The organism is Bacillota bacterium, assembly GCA_012518215.1.
Lineage (GTDB): Bacteria > Bacillota > Dethiobacteria > DTU022 > PWGO01 > JAAYSV01.
This window is the reverse complement of the sequence record JAAYSV010000008.1, coordinates 36,612-58,759: the sequence shown is the minus strand read 5'-3', so window position 1 is coordinate 58,759 and position 22,148 is coordinate 36,612. Positions and strand designations below refer to the sequence as shown.

Below are 22,148 nucleotides of genomic sequence, written 5' to 3'. Positions count from 1 at the left end.
TCCATGATGGAAGGATAAATGATAAACATGGGGGTGGAAGATAAAAAAGGAAACCCTGTGACAGGGTTTCCTTTTTGCACACAAATCATATTCAAAAACAGCTATCTGGCAGAGCCGATGAGGGCCTGCAGTTTCATGGCCAGGGCCATATCACCTTTTACTTTCAGTTTTCCGGCCATGAAAGCGGATGTGGGGTTAAGTTTTCCATCCATCAAATCTGCCAGGACGTCCGTTGACAGGATGATGGTGACGTTGGGGCTGTCATGAACAGCATCTACGATATCCGCTTTGCCTTCCGCCACCACGGCATGGAAAGTTCCGCCGTTGTCACCGGTAAGTTCAAATTGGAATACCGCATCAACACCCTTGATCTTTGCCGGGTCGGCTTCCCCCACTTGTTTCTTGATGTCAACAAGGATTTCTTCATAAGTCATATAGGCAAACCTCCTTTTAGAATATTTACTCAAGCAATCAATCACGGATAATTGATTACTTAAGCAATTAAAATATTTCCCAAAGGCGATTATAATTTAATTACAAAATTTTGTCAATATGGAATATTGGAAATATTCCCATATCGATCATCTTTGAAACCTTTCTATCTTCCCTGGTTTGACAACATAAAGGTTTTTATCTTTTCAGGGATTTTTTCCATTATCAACTGCAAACAATCTTTGTAAATTGAAGGAGCAAAACTGTTCAAATTCAAGTATGCGGCAGCAATTGCCCTGTCTGCTTCATCAAGAGAGTATTTCAAAGCACCGCTTCCGATAACCATTTTTCTGAGAATATTTCTTTTTGAAGACACATCGCCCGAATCTATCATCGTAGCAATAATTTTTCGGTAATGTTTTTTCCTGAGCATGTAAATAAGGGGCAGGGTCACATTCCCTTGTTTGAAGTCGTTGGTTACCGGTTTTCCCAGATCACGGGGGTGAGCTATGAAGTCCAATATATCATCAACGATCTGAAAGGCATGGCCCAGACATTTACCAAAGGAACGGAGATGCCCAAGTTGTTTTTCATCCTTGATACCCACAGCAAGTGCGCCCGCCTCGCAGCAAGCGGCCAGCAGGATGGAAGTCTTTTTAAAATTCCGGGCCCGGTATTCCTTCTCGCTCAGGTTGCAGTCAAAGCATTTTTCAAGCTGTTCGGATTCACCCTGGCACATCAGGGAAACGGCTTTATTCATCAACGTCAGGATATTGGCTTTTTTGTTTTTTTGCAAGAGATGAAATGCTTTGGCCAGGTAGAAATTGCCGACCTGTACTGCCGGTGTTTTACCGAAGACCACATGAACGGCGGGGATTCCCCTGCGGAGAGACGCATTGTCAATGATATCGTCATGGATAAGGGAGGCGGAATGGATAAGTTCCGCGGCGGTTGCCACCTCGATCACCACATCGGACTCATTGAAAACGGGCCTGGTTTCATTTCCGGAAAAAAGCAGGGAAGAAAGAATCACCAGAGCCGGGCGGATCATCTTGCCCGGAACTTGCCGGCTATGGGAGAGGGCCTTTTGCAGTGATGGAACCCTGGAGCACAGGGTAGTGCCAAGCAGGTTCTGCACTTTGTCCAGGCCGGGGACGATGTCAGCCAGCTGGCCAGGCTGGATTGAATTTGTTTCATATCTGAATTTGTTTCTGATGTTCATCATATACCTTATTATTATTTTCCCGGTTGAAATCAATTATACCGGGATGGTTTTCGGAAGCGACTGGCATCGATTCGAGGTTTCAATTCATACCTCCCGTGTACCCCCATCAGGGAAGCTATCAAAATACAATAGATAAAAAAGTGTGTTGAAAATTGCGGGGTTCTTTCTTTTTTCCTGAAGTAGGTTGAAACCGTCTCCCCGGGTTGGGGGTTTGACGTTCATTACCAGGTATTGCTATAATTATCCCGTAGAATGAAGAACATTTGCCTTGGGGGTGAAGGTTATGTCTGGGGTAGTTAAAGACAATGCCAGGGTGCATGCTTTCCGCGATGATGCTCTGGGCGAGATGGATGCCACGGGAGTGGCAGAATGCATTGCGAAAGGTGAAATCAGTGCTGCAGAAGCAGTGGATGCGGCAATCGCCCGCATTGAAAGTATCGATCCACTGCTGAATGTAGTGGCTACAAGGGATTACGAGCGGGCACGGAAAGAGGCTCAGCGGCCGCCGAAGGGGCCTTTCGGCGGTGTGCCCACCATGATAAAGGACGATATCGATGTGGCTGGATTGCCTACCCGGAACGGCTCCGAGGCGCTGCAAAACGTGGCACCTGCCAGGAAACACAGTGCTTTCACCCGCCAGTTGCTGGCTCAGGGCCCTATCATCCTGGGCAAGAGCCGCCTGCCCGAGTTCGGGCTCATACCTTCAGGAGAATTCCAGAACGAACCGGCGGTGCACAATCCCTGGAATCCCGGTTTTTCTTCCGGAGGCTCCTCGGCCGGCTCTGCCGTACTGGTGGCCACGGGGGCTTTACCCCTGGCTCACGGCGAGGACGGCGGTGGTTCCATACGCATTCCTGCCGCCTGCTGTGGTGTGGTGGGCTTGAAAGTAACTCGCAATCGCCTGGTGAATGCCGAGGTCGGGCGCTTCCTGCCCGTGAATATCGTATACGAAGGGGTGCTCACGCGCAGCGTGCGCGACACGGCTTTCTTCCTCGCGGAGGCGGAGCGTTACTACCGCAACACCAAGCTGAAGCCTGTGGGGAAAGTGGAAGGCCCGGGCAAGCGGCGCCTGCGTATCGGTATGATCGTTGATTCCATCACCGAAGAGCCCACGGACAGGGAAACCCGCGCTGCCGTGGAAAAGGCAGCAGAACTGCTGGAGAGTCTCGGCCACCGCGTGGAGCATGCTACCATCCCCCTGGATGAGGAATTCATTTCCGATTTCCTGACCTATTACGGGGGGTTGGCTCTCGGTATCGCAAAGCTGGGGCCTGTACTCTTCGGGCGGGGATTCGATGCCAACCGTCTGAATGATATGTCGAAGAGCCTTGCGAAAATGGGGCTTGCTCGCTTGGGTAAATTACCCGGCGCTGCGCTTCGTCTGCGGCGCTCCCGTGAGAGCTATGCCCACTTTTTTGATGATCATGACGTGGTGATATCACCTACCGTCGGCACTGTGCCACCGCCCCTGGGGTGGTTGAATCCCGGTGTCCCTTACGAGGAACTGATCGTGCGCGTCATCAATTTCATGAATTTCACTCCGCCCAACAATGCTTCGGGTTCGCCGGCCATCTCGCTGCCCCTGGGGCATTCGGCAGGCGATCTGCCTATCGGTATCCAGCTGGCGGCCAGGGAGGGCGACGAACGTACTTTGCTTGAACTTGCCTTCGAGCTCGAGGCGGCACAGCCCTGGCGTCGTATCCAGGACCGGGAATAACAATTTCGCCCTTGCCGATGCCGGGGGCTGTATAAATTCCTGTACATACTCCCGGAGTGCCTGAAAAAACAGGCCTGTTTCCGGTGAAGCTACAGGTTTTACCGGTACGCCCGCGGTCCCGGCCGGGGTAAATTCACAAGCATAAACTGCAATCTTCTCATCGGTTTCTTCAAGCTTTTCGGGGACATGAAGCGATTTATGGATGGCATGCCAGAATTTGCCCAACAGAAAATGGTCGTATTTTTGCAGGGTTTGGGTCAGTTTTGTTGAACTATATCATGTAGCGGGGAAAAAAGGGATTGTTTTGCGTCGCAAATTTATTTTTGAATAAAGAACAATAGAAGCGTATACCGGTTGATACCGCAGGAACCAATTCGAGTGACATCCCGGGCACGTTGTCATTTTCAAACCCCCCGTTGAAAGGCGAGGGCTGTTTTTCAGTAGATCTGACTATCAAAGGCAAGGATCATCGTACTTCTATTTTTTCTCTGTCGGAAGAGCCAACCGGTATAATGCTTTTACTTGATCACATCAAGGCGCAGGGTCCTTAAAATATGTGGAGTGATCGGTATGGCTGTTTGGAGTGAATTGCTGAAAGAAAGTGTGGCCAGTGTGGAAGAATTGGAAAAGGAATTTCATCTTCCGCCTGAACAGAAAGAAAGGTTGATGTTGGTCTGTGCACGGCATCCCATGCGGGTGACAAGATATTACCTGGACCTGATCGATTGGTCGGACGAGGGCGATCCTGTTAGAAAACTATGTATTCCCGATGAACAGGAACTGAATGAAGCGGGGGAATACGACACCAGCGGAGAAAGTTACAACACCAAAATACCCGGGTTGCAACACAAGTACGGGCCCACGGCGTTGGTATTGTCCACAAATATTTGTTACGCCTATTGCCGCCATTGTTTCCGCAAAAGAATGGTGGGATATTCGGAAGATGAGATTAACAGAAGAATGGAAGATGCGGTTGAGTATATCCGCGAACATGAAGAAATAAAAAACGTACTCATTTCCGGCGGCGATCCCTTTACCTTGAGTAACGAGGTTATTGAAGATTATCTGCGTCGTCTGGGTGCTATTGAACATTTGAAATTCATCCGATTTGGTTCCAGGGTTCCCGTGGTTTTTCCCCAGCGCATATACCTCGATCAAGAATTTCTGACCATTCTCAAGAATTACGGCCAGACCAGGGAAATAGTAGTTGTCACCCAGTTCAATCACCCCCGGGAATTGACGGAAGAAGCGAAAAGGGCTATTTCTGCACTGAAACAAAGTGGCAGTACCCTCAGAAATCAAGGGGTATTGCTGCAAGGTGTCAATGACGATCCGGATACACTGGTGGAACTTCTGGATGGCCTGGTGGCTTGCGGTGTGCATCCCTATTACATTTTTCAATGCCGACCCGTCAAACATTGCAAACACTTCCAGGTGCCCCTGGCCAGAGGAATTGAAATATTGACACGGGCTCGTAAAAGACTGAATGGTATCGCCAAAGGTTTCCGTTACGCGATGGCCCATGTGGAAGGCAAGATCGAGGTGGTGGGCAAAACCGACACACAATTTGTATTCAGGCGTCATCAGAGCAAGAACGTGGATGAATCTGATGCGCTGTTCCTGCGGCCCATTGATGACGAGGCCAACTGGCTTGATGCTGACCTGCAGCCCATGAAATAAGGGTTGGGGATGCCGGCCTGGAACGGGAACAAACAGGCGGAAGGATTTGCGCTTTCCGGTGAAGAGCCGGACGGTGCCGGGGGTGCTCTTTCCAGCGAATGCCGGATTGGCATTGGCTGTTTTTCCGGTGTGAGACAATTGACAATGCCATTGGCAGGCAGCATGACAAGGATCGATGTATACCTTGAAAGCTGATTCCGAACTACAAACGGCAGGCAGTGCACGTTCACTGTCTGCCGCTTATTTTTATCCGGAGATGGCACAGAAGTTACACCCGGTGATACGGCGATGAATGCAGGGGGAATATGCCGTTACTACAGGGAGGCTTCGGTTTTCACCAGAGAAACTACCAACGATTGGATAGACAAAAAAGTGAATTGAAACTTGCGAGGTTCTCCCATTTTTGCTCATGATTGGTTCACGCCATCATGTTCATTTTCGCCTATTGGTAACTGGCATGTATTGAGATATAATAAAGGTTGACAGACGGAAAAACATCTTGACATTCTTTGAACTGCAGCCCGCCCGAAATAAATCATACATGAATCAAGCCTGGCAGACAGCATGACACTTTCCATGTATGATGACGGGGCAAACAAATTGGATCAATACAGTGAAACGGCTGCGAAAAAAAGAAGAACATACCCGTACAAGCATGGTACAAATTTCATCAACAGGAGAGAGAACAACGATGGAAGACACGCTGGGTGAATTGCTAAATCTGATCAGAGGGATAGTGGCCGGCGTCTATGATGATATTCAGGAATGCAATGATTTGCTCGAGAAGGTTGATCTTTCCCTGAACAAGGATGGCATCGATCCCTACGGTGTGTCGCGCAATTACCTTAAAATGCTGTACCCCGCCATGAAATGGCTGTACAGGCACTATTTCAGGGTCAAGGCCATTGGCATAGAAAATGTTCCCGACGAGGGGCCCGTGATGCTGGTGGGGAATCATTCGGGGGGTATCCCCGTGGATGGGGCGATGACCGTGATGTCCATGATCGTTGACCATGATCCGCCGCGTTATCCCGTAGGTATGGTCGATAGGTTTGCCCAGAAGATGCCCATTGTTTCACCGCTGCTCATACGTTTGGGCCAGGTTACAGGAGTTCGTGAGCAGGCAGAACGCCTGTTGAACGAAGGCCGGGTATTGTTGATTTTCCCCGAAGGTATCCGCGGCATAGGCAAATTGTACAAAGACCGTTACAATCTGGTGAATTTCACCAGCGGCTTCATGCGCCTTGCCCTGAAAACCGGAGCCCCGGTGGTACCCTTTGCCTTTATCGGCGGGGAAGAAGCGATTCCCACCATAATGCATGCCAGGAAACTGGGGAATTTGCTGGGAGCACCCTATTTTCCCATCACGCCTTATATACTCCCTCTTCCCTTACCCGTGCCTTGCCAGATATATTTCGGGGAGCCCATGTATTTCGAGGGGGTAGGGGACAATGAAGACATTGAAAAAAAAGTGGAATCGGTAAAAGAAAGGGTCGAGGATTTGATTGCAACGGGGCTAAAGAACAGGGTGGAGGAGATGGAACAACCATGAAAGCGCTGATTGTCGGGATTTCCACGGCCGTGGGCCGCAGGCTTGCGGAAAAAATGTTGAACCAGGGTTATGATGTTCTTGGCCTGGATGTCCGGTCCTGGCCAGACGTTCCGGAAGGGATAGAAATCACCCGTGCCGATATACGCAGAAGGTCGGCGGAAGAAGTATTCCGTACCGGTCGTCCGGATACTGTAATATACATTGCCTCGGCAGCCAGATCCTCCCAGGATTATGACCGGAGATACAGGGTCAATCTGGAAAGCACCCGGGCTGTTTTTGAATACAGCAACAATTACAATGCGAAGCAGGTTGTTTTTGTCAGCAATCATATGGTTTATGGTGCTGCACCCGATACATCCATGTACTGTAGCGAGGATGACCCTCCCTTCGGTGGACTTACCTTTCCCAGATTGAATGATCTTTTTATGGCCGATCTTTATGCTTCGCAAGCTTTGTGGCGTTATCCGGACCTCGATATCATTCTGCTGCGTATGGTATATACGCTTGGCCCCTCACGAAGGGGGGTATTATCGCGATTTTTGAAGGGGCCGGGTGTGCCGACCGTACTGGGTTTCGATCCGCTGTTCCAGTTCATGCATGAGGATGACCACACCCGCGCTATCATGACAGCCATGGAGGCAGAACTGCACGGGGTTTACAACATAGCGGGGCCACAACCGCTACCCCTTTCGGCCCTGATTGACAGGGCCGGAAAAATAGCAATACCCATTCCCCAGAGGTGGTATCCCTCGTTCCTGGAACGCTTTGGATATTCCAGGATATTTGCCAATTCAATCAATCATATCAAATATTCGGTCATCATCGACGACAAGAAATTCAGGCAGGCAACCGGGTTCATGCATCAACATGACGAGAACCAGACCTTGAAAGCCTTTCGTTACGGGGTTTGATCAGCATCTTGTATCAAGATGTCGCAATATGCGCTTGCCCGGGAAATAATCCTCGGTTCGTCAGAGGGTAAAATGCCGCAGCCGGGGCATTCGATCCCGGCAAGGTTCTTGAATATACAGATGGGAAATATTTGACTCAAAAAAAGAAATAGGGTAAATTTTGATTCCTGCAACGAAAAAACTGCGGTCAGCCAGTCTCTTTCTGCCGGGCGGCAAATTTTGCTCCGCTTTGGACATGAATGAGCGTGTCGGGGGAAGGAATTGCGGTTCCACGATGAGGGCATCATTTCCCTTCAACCCTGATTTGCATGTTGAAGCAAACCCCCAATTTTCAAAGAGATCTGGAAATGGAAATTTCAAGCCCTGGCATCAATCTTGTAACGGCTACGACGCGCAGCGGTGTTTCTTTCAAGCATGGTGTTGGAAGCTTCGATGTTTTCTCTGGTTCTTGTGATCAAGCCCTGTCTTGGGTCCATCTTCAGATCGACCATCCATATGAACTCCCTGGGAAACATGATTATCGACACTATCTTTCACCTCACCACAGTTATGTACATGATCAACTATGCCTGATAAACTGGCTGATAATATAATAACATAATTTGTAAAGCTTTGAAACAGCAAAAATTAAAATTCAATTTCGGGCTTGCGATGCAGCTGCATGGTACATTATTATAAAAAAAGCAGCTGTTTCGTAAAAAACAAACAAGGTTTCGGGAGATATGTGATGGAAATAATAAAACTGGTGGATATAGAGGGTATAAAAATTGGACATGCCCAGGATGTGGAAGCAGCTACAGGTTGCACTGTTATTCTCTGCGAAAAGGGTGGGTGTGGTGGGGTCGATGTCCGGGGGGGATCCCCGGGTACGAGGGAGACCGATCTTCTGAATCCCATGAATCTGGTTGGCGAGACACATGGCATTCTGCTTGCTGGCGGCAGTGCCTTTGGCCTTGATGCTTCCGCGGGGGTGATGAGCTATCTTGAGGAACGAAATTGTGGATATAATGTGGGTGTGACCACGGTTCCCATCGTGGTTGGTGCCGTGCTTTTTGATCTGCATATCGGCGACTTCCGTATCAGGCCGGGGAAAGAAATGGGGTACCAGGCATGCAAGAATGCATCGGACAATGAATGCCGGGAAGGCAATGTTGGGGCGGGGACAGGTGCCACGGTCGGCAAATTTTTGGGAATGAAACAGGCCATGAAGGGTGGGATCGGAACCTGTTGTTTCAGGGCGGGTGAACTCGATGTGGGAGCGATCATGGCTGTCAATTGCCTGGGGGATGTTGTTGATCCTGCCACGGGCAAGATTGTAGCCGGTGCCCTTGATGATGACGGGTTAACTTTTGCTGACACCGAGCGGATGTTTGTTGAATTGTGTGATCGTGGACCTCGAATGGCGAATGGAAACACCATTATCGGTGCGGTAATCACCAATGCCAACCTTTCCAAATCGGGGGCCAACAGGTTGGCGATGGTGGCGCAAAATGGTATTGGGCGCGTGGTCCGCCCGGCGCATACACTGTACGATGGCGATACCATCTTTGCCCTGTCTACCTGTAAGATCGATGCGAATCCCGATACCGTGGGCTTGCTGGCGGTTCGTGCCGTGGAAATATCAATTTTACGAGCGGTACGTTCTGCAACATCCCTTTGCAACATAAAATCTGTTTCGGACCTCTGCAAGTAACTCCAGAAACAATACGCACAAAGTCTTCATAAAACCCTTACAGACAGCGGTAAAAGAAAGAATTAAAACCTAAAATCAGTCATAACCTGCTGAAATCACAAATAGGTTATTAAATAATAATATATTTTATTAAAAAGAAGGAAATTATGGCAATATGTAGAATTATCGAATATACACAATTGTCAGAAAATATATAATATTCGGAAACAGGGAGGGTTGTCTTTTACATTTCCTGTCCAGGAGACAGGAAAAATTGAACCGTATGTTTTGCACTATCGAGATTCATTCATAACATATTTATCAATGGGGGAGGGACCAGATGAGTGCCCAAGAAACGATGTTGTTTCCAATAGAAAAGGCCGAAGACGCTGACCTTTCTCTGGCCAGAAGCCTTGAGAAGTGGGCAAATGCGGAGGTTATGGGCAAGAGGTTGGAACTGAAAGAAAACGTAGAAAAGCTGTTGAGGCCGGCGATGAAAAAACTGTATCTGGATATAGAAATGCAGAAAATGGTATGGGAAGAAAAATACGGTGGCGCTGGACATAACAGTTCGCAAATCGCCCCTACGCTTGCCCTGTCGTTGGAAAAAATAGGCAGTGCGGACACCGGTATAGGGTTCGTTACCGCTTCTACTTTTGCCATTTACAGTACTTTTGCTTTTCAATCAACATTGAATGATCCACTCTGCAAGAAACTTGCGTCTTCATGTTGTCAGGGCGATCGGGTAGTTTTGGGATCCCTGATACTTCCGGCTTACGGGAGGGAAGAAAAAGAGCAAACACCTTTCAATTTCCGGGGCAGGTGCTTGCAGGCTTCCGCCCGAAAGGAGGGGGACCGATGGATAATTTCTGGCAATGGAATGAGGCCTCTCAACTCGGGAGCGGATGCCCATATTTTTGGAATACTGTGTGCGGTGGAGGGAGAGGGAGGGGAGAAACCGGCATTTTTTATTGTCCCGGCTGATTGCAAGGGGATCAAAAGGGGCCAACCATTTTTGAAGACTGGCCTGGCGGCAAGCGTGAATGCTGATATAGATTTTGAAGATGTTGAGGTGGAAACGGATAACCTCGTTTTTCGTGGTGAAGCCCCCTATTTAAAGATGCTTTCCTGGCTTTATATGGGGGCGGGGGCGGTTACGGTGGGATCTCTACTGTCTGCTTTCGAGATTATAAGAGAATGGGGGGACACACGGGTGATCAAAGGGCGGGGCTGCATATTCAAGGAAAACCCCTTGACAGCTTCCCTCATGGCTGAAATAGGTCACCAGATATTGTTAAGCCGCCTCCTGGTTCATCAACTGGCAAATTTGCTTGCCCAACCGGATGATACTCGTTACACCACGGACGAAAGCTTGTTTGCAACCGCGCTTGGTATTTTTGCCCATGTCAGCAGCTCTGCAGAGAAATCCATCAACAACATCATGGAATTGATGGGCTCTGCAGGATATGCTACCGAGTGGAACCTTGAACGTTACTGGCGGGATGTAAAGACCATGCAGGTGTATCTTGGCAACTGGGAATTACTGAAGATGGATCTGGCCCGCTACTTTTACAACTGCAAAACTTTATAAGAGGGAGAGATCAAAGATGAATCTCACTGACATTTTTACCAGGCCGCTCGAGTACCTTTCCCCCCTTGATGAGCTGCTGGGGAAGGTTGTCAGGGATTGGGCGGAAAATGAAGTGATCCCCTATCGGCGTAAATTCGATGAGGATTGGGAGGAGCATAAAATAATAGGACCCGCATTTGATCGGCTGATGGGTGTGCTGGGTGTACAACGGGTATTGTTCCCGGAAGATCTGGGGGGATGGGGTTTGGGACATTCCCAGTATACTGCAACTGCCTCTTACCGCTTGTTTGAAGAGGTGGCCCGTGCAGATTCTGCCATGGCGGTGGCCCTTGGTGTAGTGTACTGGCCGTTGACCATGATCTGCAATGAACCCCATGTAAACCGTCGGCTTTGCGAGGAATTTGCACCTCTGTTCTGTGAAACCGACAAAGCTGTTTTTGCTGCCAATGCCATGACTGAACCGCAAGGGGGCGCTGATATAGAAAACATGGACATAATCAAGGGCAGCACCATCGAGACTTCAGCCGTGCTGGAAGGTGATGAATGGGTTATCAACGGGCACAAGTTATGGCCAACCAACAGCGGGGGTATAGCAAATCTGTTCGGGGTGGTCTGCAGTACCAATACCGGATCAACCGACCTGAAGGATTTTGCTTTTATCTTCGTGCCGGCTGACACCCCGGGGGTTACCCAGGGGGGGCCTTACCAGAAGGCAGGTATGGCCGCCGATATGAACGGGGACATCTGGTTCGAGGATGTCCGTGTTCCGGCTTATTACCGGGCTTGTGGGCCGGGAGATGATTACCTTTATTTTAAAGAAGTTATCTCTTTCGGAAACATGGGCAGCATTTCATTTGTCAGTGGTGCCATGATGAATGTTTACGAAAGACTGTATGAATTCTCCAATTCGCATTATTTCAAAGGGCTGCCCCTGAAAGAGCATGATGCTATCGCCGGTGTTCTGGCGGACATAGCCAGGGATATAGAAATTATCAGGATCATTGGATATCAATATGCCCGCATGCTTGATCGTCCCGATCTGTACGGGGCACGCTGGGATGATGAAGTAGTAGCCAAGGGGCGTGCCTACAAATATTTTGCCTGTGATCGTGCCATGGAGAGTGTAGGCAAGGCCATGAATCTGATGGAATCGTATGGAAGTGATCGTAACTGGGATATCGAAAAGCACTGGAGGGACCTGAAGATTGTCCAGCTATGGATGGGGGGGAAACAGCTCTGCCAGATGGAAACGGCGCGGCTGTTTTTCAACAGTAAAACACTTTGAAGACAAAGGTTGGTAATCTGGATGAAAGATGCTGATGAAAAAAAATTACAATCAGGCTTGATCGAAGCTTTGAACAGGGTATTGGAGGAGTTGTTAAAAACACCGCGCTTCAAGGCGGCGTTGAAAATCATCATCAATTCCATCGACACGGGTTCAGTCCCCCGGCTGGTGCGAACCTTGATGTGGGAAGATACGGAGTTATCCATGTCAGTTCTGGGGACAGTTCCGGATCTGGTCAACATCGCCATTCTGGGCAGCAAGGAGATAATGGAGCAGCTGGGGAAATATCCGCCATTGCTGCTGGACAGGTTTTTGTCCGGGCTGCTGGAACGTATTGATGGCCAGACTTTGGGTCTGGCCATGGATTCAACTTTCGAGTTGGTACGCAATGTTTGCAGCCTTCCTGATGGGTTGCTGAAAAGATCAGTTTCGGCTCTTTTTTCCCGGGTAGGTGGAGAGATGGGGCGAAAAGGCGAAAGTGCCATATTTTTTTTATTCAACCTGGTCGAACCTTTTCTATACGAGCAGATACATTTTCTGGGCAAAGAAGCCAAAAAAAAGGATTCCGAAACTCGCAAACTTGTGGATGGGCTCTCGTCGATGATCGAAGCATCCTTGAAGAAAAACCCGGATTTTGTGGAACATGTATGCAAGCCATTGGTAGAAGCTTTCCGCCATGCGGTGGACAATTGACAATAAATTGATGTAAGGGAAAGGAGGAGACATGTTTATGGAAGAAAAAAGGTTCAAACCGGGAAAAACCGGTGAAATAAGTGCTGGCCCCCGGATAATGAGACAATTGCTCCGGACGCCCATGTTCAAGGATCTGGCTGCATTGTCTGTTGATGCAAAGGATCCGGAATCGGCACGGGAATTGGCCAGAACCCTTCTCTGGGAAGACGCTGCCTTTTCATTCGGCATGCTGGGAGGACTGCCCCAGGACATAAATATTTTACTTGCTTTTCTGGATGAAATAGGGATTCAATTGCACCATGTTCCGCCCGAGTTGCTGCAACAATTTGTTACCGAGATGGCGGCGAAAATTGACAGGGAGGCGCTGAAGGCCCTTCCCGAGACCTATGCGCCGCTGTTGAAAACTTTGATCTGGGAGGATGCGGAAAGAAGGCAAAATATAAAAACGGGTGGTTTCGAGGCACTGAATGCCTTGATGTACATGCTGGCCGATTTTTTGAACGCTGCCTCCATGAGACGGGAAGAAATGCAAGAATTGTCTCCGGAAGGTTTTCATCCAGACCCGCAGGCCCTTGCTGCGGGTATCACGTCTCTGTTCAGATGGATGGGGGCGGCGGCGGGCAAGGATGAGGCAAGTATCTCCGCCTGGCAGGAAAAAACGACCGATGTATTGCAGGAAACCATGCAGACGATGGATTTCGGGGTCATCCGTGACACCTTGACCCGGCGGGCAAAGACAAATTATCCGGTTATTGAAAGCGCCATAGGAACCATCGTTACCGATCCTGTCATCTTTGCCAATGTTTTAACCGCCTTGCCACCCGTCATCAATAACCTCCTGAAAGGGATCGCTCACGGTATTGCGGAGATCGATTTCCCCCCGGAGATCCTCGCCAGTGCCATTTTCAATTTGATCGACAATCTTGAGGTCAAGGAAATCGGGAAACTGGTGAATGGTCTTTCACGTTTTATCAACGGCTTGCATGAAGGTAGCTCGGTACTGGGCGGGGATGAACCACGTTTCCGGGCAGTCTTTCAAAACCTTGTACAGGAAATTGTCAGAGAAATTGATGAGACGCAGATCATGGATGCATTTACAGCCCTGTCCGAGGATCTGGAAATCATGATCCCGGTTATTACCGATGCAATACTGGAAAGGCCGGAACTGCTGCAGAAAGGTGCTCCGGTTCTGATTTCCGCTTTCAATGCGCTGATGCAGGGATCCGGTTATCTGGTCGCCAAGCTGGGGCAATTACCCGAAGATTTTTACCAACAGATCTATCTGGAATGGACGAAAAACCTGGATTTCAAGGAAACGGGACTGCTGGTTACCGCTGTTATACGCCTTGTAAATCAGGTGCTTGTACCACATCCTGACATTATCGAAAAAACTTTATCATCTGTTTACCGGACGGTGGACAAGAAGGAACTTGGAACCCTTGCCCAGACAATGGTAGCCCAATCTGTTGCCTTTCTGGAGAAAGAAAGCATCTGGGATCTATTGTCGCCCGAAGAAGCGGGCAAGATGGTCAATTCTATACTGAGGGCTTACAACCGAAATCCCAGAATGTACACGGAAAATTCACAAGAAGCGCTGGCGATATTCGCGGCACAGATCGACCAGCAAGAGGTATCGGATGCCATATTGAACACCTCCAACCAGATATCCGTTGCTCTTTCTGCAAACCCGCCGTTGTCCAAATCAATCATGAAATCCCTGTATGCACTGGTACGCGGGTTGATCAAAGGAACGTTGCGCAAAAACAGCGGCAAAAAAGTGAAAGGAGGTACAGTGTCTGGTGGACATTCTACATGAGTTGGTAACGGTAATCGAGAATAGCCGGATAAAAAAAGCGCGGGAAGAAGGCCGGAAAATTGTCGGTTATACCTGCCTGGCCACCCCCCGTGAAATTCTGGATGCAGCCGGAATCATCCCCTATCGCATCAAGGCCCTGGCAAGTGGCGAGACGGATATGGCCGATGCATATCTTTCACGGTTCAACTGTGGCTTCTGCCGTGCTTGCCTGCAGCTTGGAATGGATGGCACATACGAATTCCTGGATGGAATCATCGAAACCAACGGTTGCGATCATTTGCGTGGCATGTTCGAAAACTGGCAGCATGTATCGCCACGGGAATTTTTTTATTACTTGCGCGTCCCGCATCAGAAAGATGAAGATTCGCTGGAGTGGCTTACCGGCGAGTTGGAACTTCTTGTTGTTGCGCTGCAAGATCATTTCAACGTTGCCATCGGTGAGCAAGAGATCATGTCAGCCATCGAACAGCAAGACAGAATCGCGGACAAAATGCGCAAAATCTACATGAGCCGCTGGAACAGCGAGGTGAAGATTCCGGGCAGTGAGGTGATGTCTTTGTCGGTGGCGGAAGGATCACTGCCGGCAGATGAATTTGAACAGTTGATCGATGATTTCATGGAAAAACTACCTCATCGCAAACCGCTTGAATGCCGTGCCCGCCTTTTTATGGGGGGTGCTGCTACCGATGAAATTGGTCTTATTTCTGAACTTGAGGATCTGGGGGGGATCATGGTTGCCGATTCGTTCTGTTTCGGGACCCGTCTCTTTCGCCGGGAGGCTGTTTCCGATGTTCCCCTGAGAAGGTTGGCTGAAACATATCTTCTGAATCTGCTCTGTCCCCGCATGTTTCTCGATTTTTATGCACGTGAGAATTACATCATGGAGATGATCGAAAAATCTCGATCCGAGGGGGCTATCCTGTTTCACAATAAATTCTGTGATCTGCACGGTATAGAAAATGTCAAGCTGCGCCTTGATCTGGAAAAAAAGGGCATTCCGGTGTTGATTCTGGAGAAGGAATATGGTGCCACCGCCGATATCGGGCGGCTAAAAACCAGGGTCCAGGCTTTCCTGGAAAGGATAGAGAGGTGATTTCATGGAAAACAAAACGGGCGCGGTAAAGAAGGGATTGTATGATCGGGTCTATTCTCTGTTCAGTCTGTTGCAGAGACTGCCACCGAAAATAAGTGCCGAGGAACTCGAAGGGCTGGCCGGGGTTATTCCGGATGATAGCGCCAATTCGTTGAAAAGTCTTTTCAAACCATCCATCCAGGATGCAACATACGAATTCGTACGCATGCTGGGAACGGCCCTTGAAGAAACAAAAAGGGCCAGAGAGGAGGGGAAAAAAGTTGTTCTGGCCCCTTTCAATTTCCCTCCGGAGATCATCCATGCATTTGATAACCTGGTTCCCATTACTACGGAAGTTCTGACCACCATGGGGGTGGTTACTCTGGAAGGCCAGGGAGAAAGGTACTGGGATTATGCCATGGGGCTGGGGCTTCCCGACCATCTCTGTTCAGCCAACACCATCGACCTGGGATCAACGCTTACCGGCTTGGATTTTAAACCCGATGCCATTATTTCCGGCTGTGTGGGAACTTGTGATGTTAACGCCAAGACGCATGAGTTTGTTTCCTTGCTGGTGGGATTGCCCCAGATCCCGCTGGAAAAGGCACCGGACAACACCAAGAGGGGTTTCGAGTTTTTCAAGAACAATTATTACAAGATGATCAGACATCTGGAAGAACTGGCGGGGGAGGAACTGACGGAAGAAAAAGTGCGTCGGGTGGCGGAAAAGGTTAACCGCTGCACGGAACTCTATGATGACATCTGGGAACTGAAAAAAGAGGTCCCTTGCCCTGTTCCGGGTGTTTTTTCATTGTTTGTTTGTGCCACAAGGTTTGCCATGTGGGGGCGTGACGAAGGAATCCGGGTGCTCGAAAAATGTGTGGAGGTGGCACGGCGCAACCTGGCTGACGAAGAGTACAGGGCCCGTGGTGAAATAGCGCGGGTGGTGTGGGTCTATCTGAGCTATTACTATGATTTTCTGAACTTTTATGACTGGATGGAAGAGATGAGGATAAGCAACATGGGGGACGCCCTTCAGTTAGCTTTCCCGGAAACGCTTGACCTTACATCAAAGGAAACCATGTTGGAGGGTATGATAGAAAGTGCCTGGAACAATGTCATGACCAGGCAGATGGGTGGAGTATCCATGTCCGCAAAATGGGCCGATGATATCGTGTACGTGGTCAACGAATGGGGATTGGATGGATGTATCTACTGCGGGCATCATTCCTGCAAGCAGACCTGGAGTGTTTTTTCCTTGACCCGTAACGAGGTGCTCAAGAGAACGGGTGTTCCCACCCTCGGATTGCATGGTGACTCATGGATCAGGACGATGACTCCTATCGGTGCCATCCAGGAGGAAATCGAGCAGTTCATCAACAACGTGGTTCTGTCCAAGCGCCGTCGCCGGAGGGTCGCACGTTGATTGGATGAGAGGGTAGGGTGGAGGGGTGGTAAATCAAAGCATCGAAAAAGATACGGAGGGTGAGAAAATGTTGTTTGGAGGAATAGATGTCGGTTCATTGACGGCACAGGCCGTTGTTATCACCAACAATTCTATCTACAGTTACCATAGTATAAAGGTAAAACCGAACCCGGTAGATTCCGCTTCCTCGGCAATGGAAGAAGCTCTCAAGAAAAAAGGGTTGACCTACAAGGACCTGGCCATGTGCGTGAGTACCGGGTACGGACGGGAACAGATCCAGAAGGAGGGCCTTGCCGGGGATAACATCAGTGAAATATCTTGCCATGGGAAAGGAGCCCAGTGGATTCTGCCTTCAGTGAGGACAATCATTGATATAGGGGGCCAGGATGCCAAGGTGATCAAGGTGGACGATAAAGGTGAGCTGGTCAATTTTGTCATGAACGACAAGTGTGCCGCCGGAACGGGACGCTTTCTCGAAGTCATGAGCAAAACCCTGGGTATCGGCATCGAGGAACTCGGGCCATTGTCATTCAAGGCAAAAGAGGTCATAGAGATGAGCAACAGGTGCAGTATTTTTTGTGAAACCGAAGTTCATCATTATCTGCAGCGGGGGGCTGACATGGCAGATGTTGCTGCCGGTATCAACAAGACCATGGCCGGAAGGGTGATGGCCCTGGTACGCAGAGTGGGAGTGGAAAAGGACATTACCATAACCGGCGGGGTAGCCAAAAACCCGGCTGTCTGCAAGGAATTGGAAAAAATGATGAATGTGCGATTGTTACCGTACAATATTGACTCACAAATTGTGGGAGCTCTGGGGGCCGCTTTGCATGCAAGGAAAATCAGGGAGGAGAAAGCCGGATGATTACACTGGGTATGGACGTCGGCAGTCTTTTTACCAAGGCAGTTCTGATGAAAGATGGCGAAATAATCGCCAGCACAATCAGGGAGACGACCGGCAACATCGCCGGAGAAATTGATTCAATTATTGATGAGGTGGCCGGGAAAGCAAATATAACACGTAAGGATATAAATATATGCGTCAGTTCCGGGCAAGGGGAAGATCTGGTAAAAGATGCGGATTTTATGGAAGACGATGTGGCCTGTATTGCCGTGGCAAGCAGGCACCTGCTTCCCGAAACGGAACTGACCATAGATATCGGGGGGCAGAACATAAGCACCATTCTTACCGATCCCGATGGTGATATCTTGAACTTCATGCGCAACGACAAATGTGCTTCGGGATCGGGGCGTTTTGTAGAGGTGATAAGCTCTGCGTTGAGGGTAAATATGGATGACCTTGACAGCACCATCGGCGAGGCAACGAAGAGGATATCGGTCAGTACACAGTGTGCAGTTTTTGCCGAAAGCGAAATCATCTCTTATGTTAACCAGGGAGAGGCCGTACCCAACATACTGGCTGGCGTATGCGATGCCATGGCCAGAATAATAGTTTCCCAGGCAATGCGTGTCGGCCCTGTAGATAGTTTTACCGTCACGGGGGGGGTGGCCCGGGTAAACAGTATAATCCGTGTTCTGGAGGAACGCCTCAAAGGGAAATATCAATCCTTTCCGATCGATCCACAACTGGCCGTTGCTTATGGAGCTGCGCTTATAGGGCAGAGTGAGGGAGAAGATGCTGTTTGACGAGCCGTTCAAAAATCTGACCGATTACCTCGCCGATGCCCGTTTGCGGGGTGTCCTCACTGAAAATGAGTTTAACATTTTTTCGGCCTGGCCCGAGAAAAGGTCTCTCGTTCTGCAAGAAGACATGGCCGTGGAACTTGGCAGTGCAAATCATTCGCTATTTCTGATCATGTGGACCACCCGTGCCGAAATGGTCAAGCCCAATCGGATATCTCTCGTCGGTCAAGATCTGACGGAAACGGAGGCGCCAGATAGACTTCCTTTTGCCCAGATCGTTCTGGTTCACGGACATTTTTCAGATGACTACGACACCTACAAGGATATCAGGGATGTAGTGTTCGATGTTAAACCGGAAGGGATTTCGATCAGGATCAGGCCCGACAGGCAGAAAATCTGGTGCCGGGTCAGCAGTGATGCCTTGAAAAAAGGTTTCAGCCTGGTCCGCTACGGTTCCACCCTTATAAAAAAAATAGTTCGCAACAAAAACATCAAGGGTTGCGAGGTCATCTTTATAACGGAATCGACCGGGGCTCTCAAGGGACTTTCATCCACTTCCGAGCGTGTTCGGGATACCCTGGAGGCGCTTATCAGGATGTACGAAGAAATGAATTTTGATTGCGATAGCTGCGAATACATTGATGTTTGCAGCGAAGTGGCAGGTTTGAGAGAGATACGGGACCGCCTGCGGAAAGAGAGGGGACTGAGTTGAAAAAGGTTATTTCTATCTGTGGAAAAGGTGGCGTGGGAAAGACAACCGTCGCTGCACTTCTATCCAGGTTGATCGTGGAGCAGGAAAAGCAACGCGGGTTGGTGATCGATGCCGATCCCAGTGCAGGGTTATCAATGGCTCTCTCCCTGCCTGTCAAGAAAACGGTAAACGATTTGCGTGAATCCATAATTGCCGCTGCCCGGGAACACAGTGCCGACAAATTGAATCTGGCCGCTTCCATCGACTTTCAACTTCTGGAGTCCCTTTCGGAATACAAAAACCTTGCCTTCCTGGCAGTAGGAAGGCCCGAGGAAGAGGGGTGCTACTGCCAGATCAATTCATTCCTGCGCGAATCCATTCAGATGCTGGCCTCACAATTTGATTTCACCATCATTGATGCGGAGGCCGGTGTTGAACAGGTAAATCGCCGTGTGATGGAAGATGTGAATTTTTTACTTCTGGTTTCCGACCTGTCTGCCAAGGGATTGAACGTGGCCGAAACTATTGAAAAAGTTGCGGCACGGGCTATCGGTGAGCACAAGGCAGGGCTGCTGATCAACCGGGCCAAAAACGAGGAAGAAGTCATGAATGCTCAAAGATCCACCAGTCTTCCCGTCATCGGCTGGCTTCCTGAAGATGGCATGGTCAGGGACTACGATATCAACGGAAAATCCTTTCTGGATCTGCCGACCACACCCGCTTTGCAGGCTGTCGAGACCTTGATGCAAAAACTGTGAGGCGCGTAACAAAAATCTGTCAACAATAAAAGGTATTCCTTCCGTGATTCAGAATATAAATATAGGATAAAGTATCTACCTGTACATTCTGCAAGGGAGGTTGTTGAAGACAATGTCAAATCCGCGGAAAATTCGAGTAGTCAAGGTGTCCGGTACCCCCTATCAACGTTCTTTCCAGCATGCTCAGGAACTGGGGCGCGAGGCTCTTGCGGGAAGCATGGACTTCTACCGTAATTTCTGGGATATCCAGATTGCACACATGGTTCCCGGAATGCCCAAAATAATACAGCGCACCCTGGTTTCCTTGATCAATAAACTGGTTGTAAGGCCCGGTACTATTGATCGGCGGCTTCCGCTACGTGATCGGGAGTTGCTCAAAGGTTATTCCGAAGGCATCGATCACGCCGTAAGCTACGAGGATTTGAAACGCGCCGCTGCGGCTCCCGATGCCTACAACTACTGCCTGGGCTGGCTTTTCAGAACCCTCGGTGCCAGATTACCGGCACCGCCGCCCATACCGGGGAACGGGCTCGGTTGTTCAAGCCTTGTCGCCTGGGGGAAAGCCACGGCAGATGGGGGTATGATCTTTGGTCGCAATCTGGACTTTTTTACAGGCGACAAATGGATAGATCAGGCCGTTGTCCTTGTTGCCGAACCCGGGCCGGGGGAGATACCCTTTACCTCGATCACCAGTGCCGGCATCCCCATTGAAGGTATTACGGCTTTCAATGCCGAGGGGCTGACCGTATCCACCCATCAGAATTTCAGCAAATCCATCAACACCAGGGGACGCAGTATCATTTCTCTTACCAACGAGATCGCCGTCTGCGCACGAAGTATTTCCGATGCCATCAAGATAATAAGCAGTAGCCAGGCAACGTCTGGCTGGACCATCGTGATTGGAAGTGCCGCCGAAGGCAATGCTGTAATAATCGAAACCAATGCCGAAGGTTACGAGGTTATTTCCTCCGAACCCGACAAGCCCTGGCTCTGCTATGCCAACAATTATCTTCATCCCCGGATGATAGAGAAGGAATATATTCCGGGGCATGGCCTGCTGGAACACAACCATGCCCGCTTGCACAGGATGAACCACCTGTTGGAGGACAGCGCCGGCGAAATTACACCTGAAACCATGGCAGCCATGTTGGGAGACCACTACGATCCTATCTCCCGGATGGAACGCCCGATGGGAAATATCGTTTCGGCAGTTCACAATGTCACGAGTGCCGTGATAGAGCCTGACAAACAGAGGGTCTGGGTGGCCGAGGGCCCGGCCCCGGCCAACACCACTTCTGCCTACGTCGGCTTTGACATCGATGCCCTGCGGAGGGGCGAGGATGGAGATCTGGGAACCATTCCCGGAAATGCTTTTTTCCATAGTTCCGAATACCCGGCTCTGCGCCAGTATACACTTGCTTACCAGGCCTTTGATGATCTGAATGAAGATAAAGTTGTGGATCACCTCGAGAAGGCCTGTCAGCTTCACCCGGAGGAACCCATATATGCTTTCATGCTGGGCCTGTTTTATCTCAAAAGAGGCAGAACCGAGGCTGCTTTGGAATTATTTTACAAAGCTGACAAACCGTTCAACAGCAGTTATCGCCGCGCCCTTGTCTGGCTCTGGCAAGGACGTTGCCATGATATTCTTGGGCAGAGAAGCCAGGCCATGGAAATCTACCGCCGGGTCCTGGATTCCGCCCCGCAGGACAGCAGTCCGTTTGCGGCTGCCGGAAAAGGGCTCAAAAAGCCGTACAAATCCGGTGCAGTCAAGCATGTAGTTGCCGAATTTCTCATGGGCGATGCCCAGGAAATATAAATAGTATCCCTACCCCTGCGATTCGGGGCTTCTCCTCCCGAAGGGCGGCTCCTGATCAGAGTCCGATTTCCCGGCAGGAGTTGGTACAGGACGGGGGCGCTGCCCCCGTCTTTCAACCTGCATGAGATTGAAAGATGTACTGGCATACCGGTTTTATCTGCCAT

The 22,148-nt window shown here is 49.7% G+C and carries 19 protein-coding genes; 16 read left to right on the top strand and 3 right to left on the bottom strand.

Going from position 1 to position 22,148, the window contains the following annotated elements:
- Positions 1-101: 101 nt before the first annotated feature.
- Together GX364_01500 and GX364_01495 are read right to left on the bottom strand one after the other, a co-directional pair.
- Positions 102-434: an SCP2 sterol-binding domain-containing protein gene (locus GX364_01500; GenBank protein NLI69529.1), complete on the bottom strand. Its 333-nt coding sequence runs from the start codon at positions 432-434 to the stop codon at positions 102-104.
- 164 nt (positions 435-598) lie between these two features.
- Positions 599-1,657 (bottom strand): polyprenyl synthetase family protein, encoded by a 1,059-nt coding sequence (locus GX364_01495; protein ID NLI69528.1) that lies wholly within the window; start codon positions 1,655-1,657, stop codon positions 599-601.
- A 283-nt stretch (positions 1,658-1,940) separates the two neighbouring features.
- Here GX364_01495 and GX364_01490 point away from each other — a divergent pair, with 283 nt between their 5' ends.
- The 4 genes from GX364_01490 to GX364_01475 all read left to right on the top strand — a co-directional run bounded on the left by GX364_01490 (position 1,941) and on the right by GX364_01475 (position 7,517).
- Positions 1,941-3,374, top strand: coding sequence for an amidase (locus GX364_01490; protein NLI69527.1), 1,434 nt, complete (start codon positions 1,941-1,943; stop codon positions 3,372-3,374).
- A 570-nt stretch (positions 3,375-3,944) separates the two neighbouring features.
- Complete coding sequence (locus GX364_01485) at positions 3,945-5,054, top strand: KamA family radical SAM protein (protein NLI69526.1); 1,110 nt, start codon at positions 3,945-3,947, stop codon at positions 5,052-5,054.
- A gap of 691 nt (positions 5,055-5,745) precedes the next feature.
- Positions 5,746-6,606 carry an acyltransferase family protein gene (locus GX364_01480; protein NLI69525.1) on the top strand — a complete coding sequence of 287 codons (861 nt, stop codon included), beginning with the start codon at positions 5,746-5,748 and terminating at the stop codon, positions 6,604-6,606.
- A complete protein-coding gene (locus GX364_01475; GenBank protein NLI69524.1) occupies positions 6,603-7,517 on the top strand; it encodes an NAD-dependent epimerase/dehydratase family protein in 915 nt (304 codons plus the stop codon). Before GX364_01480 ends, GX364_01475 begins: the two co-directional genes overlap by 4 nt.
- Here the strand turns inward: GX364_01475 and GX364_01470 are convergent.
- Entirely contained in the window at positions 7,505-7,690 is a 186-nt protein-coding gene (locus tag GX364_01470; protein NLI69523.1) for a DUF2752 domain-containing protein, read from the bottom strand. The two genes, GX364_01475 and GX364_01470, sit on opposite strands and share 13 nt — an antisense overlap.
- Positions 7,691-8,244: 554 nt before the next feature.
- On the opposite strand from GX364_01470, the gene GX364_01465 reads away from it, so the two are divergent.
- The 12 genes from GX364_01465 to GX364_01410 all read left to right on the top strand — a co-directional run bounded on the left by GX364_01465 (position 8,245) and on the right by GX364_01410 (position 21,984).
- A complete protein-coding gene (locus GX364_01465; GenBank protein ID NLI69522.1) occupies positions 8,245-9,210 on the top strand; it encodes a P1 family peptidase in 966 nt (321 codons plus the stop codon).
- A gap of 319 nt (positions 9,211-9,529) precedes the next feature.
- On the top strand, positions 9,530-10,780 hold the full coding sequence (locus GX364_01460; protein NLI69521.1) for an acyl-CoA dehydrogenase: 1,251 nt from the start codon (positions 9,530-9,532) through the stop codon (positions 10,778-10,780).
- A 16-nt stretch (positions 10,781-10,796) separates the two neighbouring features.
- Complete coding sequence (locus GX364_01455; GenBank protein NLI69520.1) at positions 10,797-12,065, top strand: acyl-CoA/acyl-ACP dehydrogenase; 1,269 nt, start codon at positions 10,797-10,799, stop codon at positions 12,063-12,065.
- Positions 12,066-12,086: 21 nt separating this feature from the next.
- Positions 12,087-12,758, top strand: a complete 672-nt coding sequence (locus GX364_01450) for a hypothetical protein (GenBank protein NLI69519.1) — start codon at positions 12,087-12,089, stop codon at positions 12,756-12,758.
- 37 nt (positions 12,759-12,795) lie between these two features.
- On the top strand, positions 12,796-14,574 hold the full coding sequence (locus GX364_01445; GenBank protein ID NLI69518.1) for a hypothetical protein: 1,779 nt from the start codon (positions 12,796-12,798) through the stop codon (positions 14,572-14,574).
- Positions 14,558-15,667, top strand: coding sequence for a 2-hydroxyacyl-CoA dehydratase (locus tag GX364_01440; GenBank protein ID NLI69517.1), 1,110 nt, complete (start codon positions 14,558-14,560; stop codon positions 15,665-15,667). The genes GX364_01445 and GX364_01440 overlap by 17 nt, the downstream gene beginning before the upstream one ends.
- A 4-nt stretch (positions 15,668-15,671) precedes the next feature.
- A complete protein-coding gene (locus tag GX364_01435) occupies positions 15,672-17,072 on the top strand; it encodes a 2-hydroxyacyl-CoA dehydratase (GenBank protein NLI69516.1) in 1,401 nt (466 codons plus the stop codon).
- A gap of 67 nt (positions 17,073-17,139) precedes the next feature.
- The gene (locus tag GX364_01430; protein NLI69515.1) at positions 17,140-17,937 is read left to right on the top strand and encodes a 2-hydroxyglutaryl-CoA dehydratase; all 798 of its coding nucleotides are present in this window, start codon (positions 17,140-17,142) and stop codon (positions 17,935-17,937) included.
- Complete coding sequence (locus tag GX364_01425; protein NLI69514.1) at positions 17,934-18,719, top strand: hypothetical protein; 786 nt, start codon at positions 17,934-17,936, stop codon at positions 18,717-18,719. Before GX364_01430 ends, GX364_01425 begins: the two co-directional genes overlap by 4 nt.
- Positions 18,709-19,428 carry a hypothetical protein gene (locus tag GX364_01420; protein NLI69513.1) on the top strand — a complete coding sequence of 240 codons (720 nt, stop codon included), beginning with the start codon at positions 18,709-18,711 and terminating at the stop codon, positions 19,426-19,428. The genes GX364_01425 and GX364_01420 overlap by 11 nt, the downstream gene beginning before the upstream one ends.
- Positions 19,425-20,165 (top strand): AAA family ATPase, encoded by a 741-nt coding sequence (locus GX364_01415; protein ID NLI69512.1) that lies wholly within the window; start codon positions 19,425-19,427, stop codon positions 20,163-20,165. Before GX364_01420 ends, GX364_01415 begins: the two co-directional genes overlap by 4 nt.
- A 112-nt stretch (positions 20,166-20,277) precedes the next feature.
- Positions 20,278-21,984, top strand: coding sequence for a hypothetical protein (locus GX364_01410; GenBank protein NLI69511.1), 1,707 nt, complete (start codon positions 20,278-20,280; stop codon positions 21,982-21,984).
- The last annotated feature ends 164 nt before the right edge of the window (positions 21,985-22,148 follow it).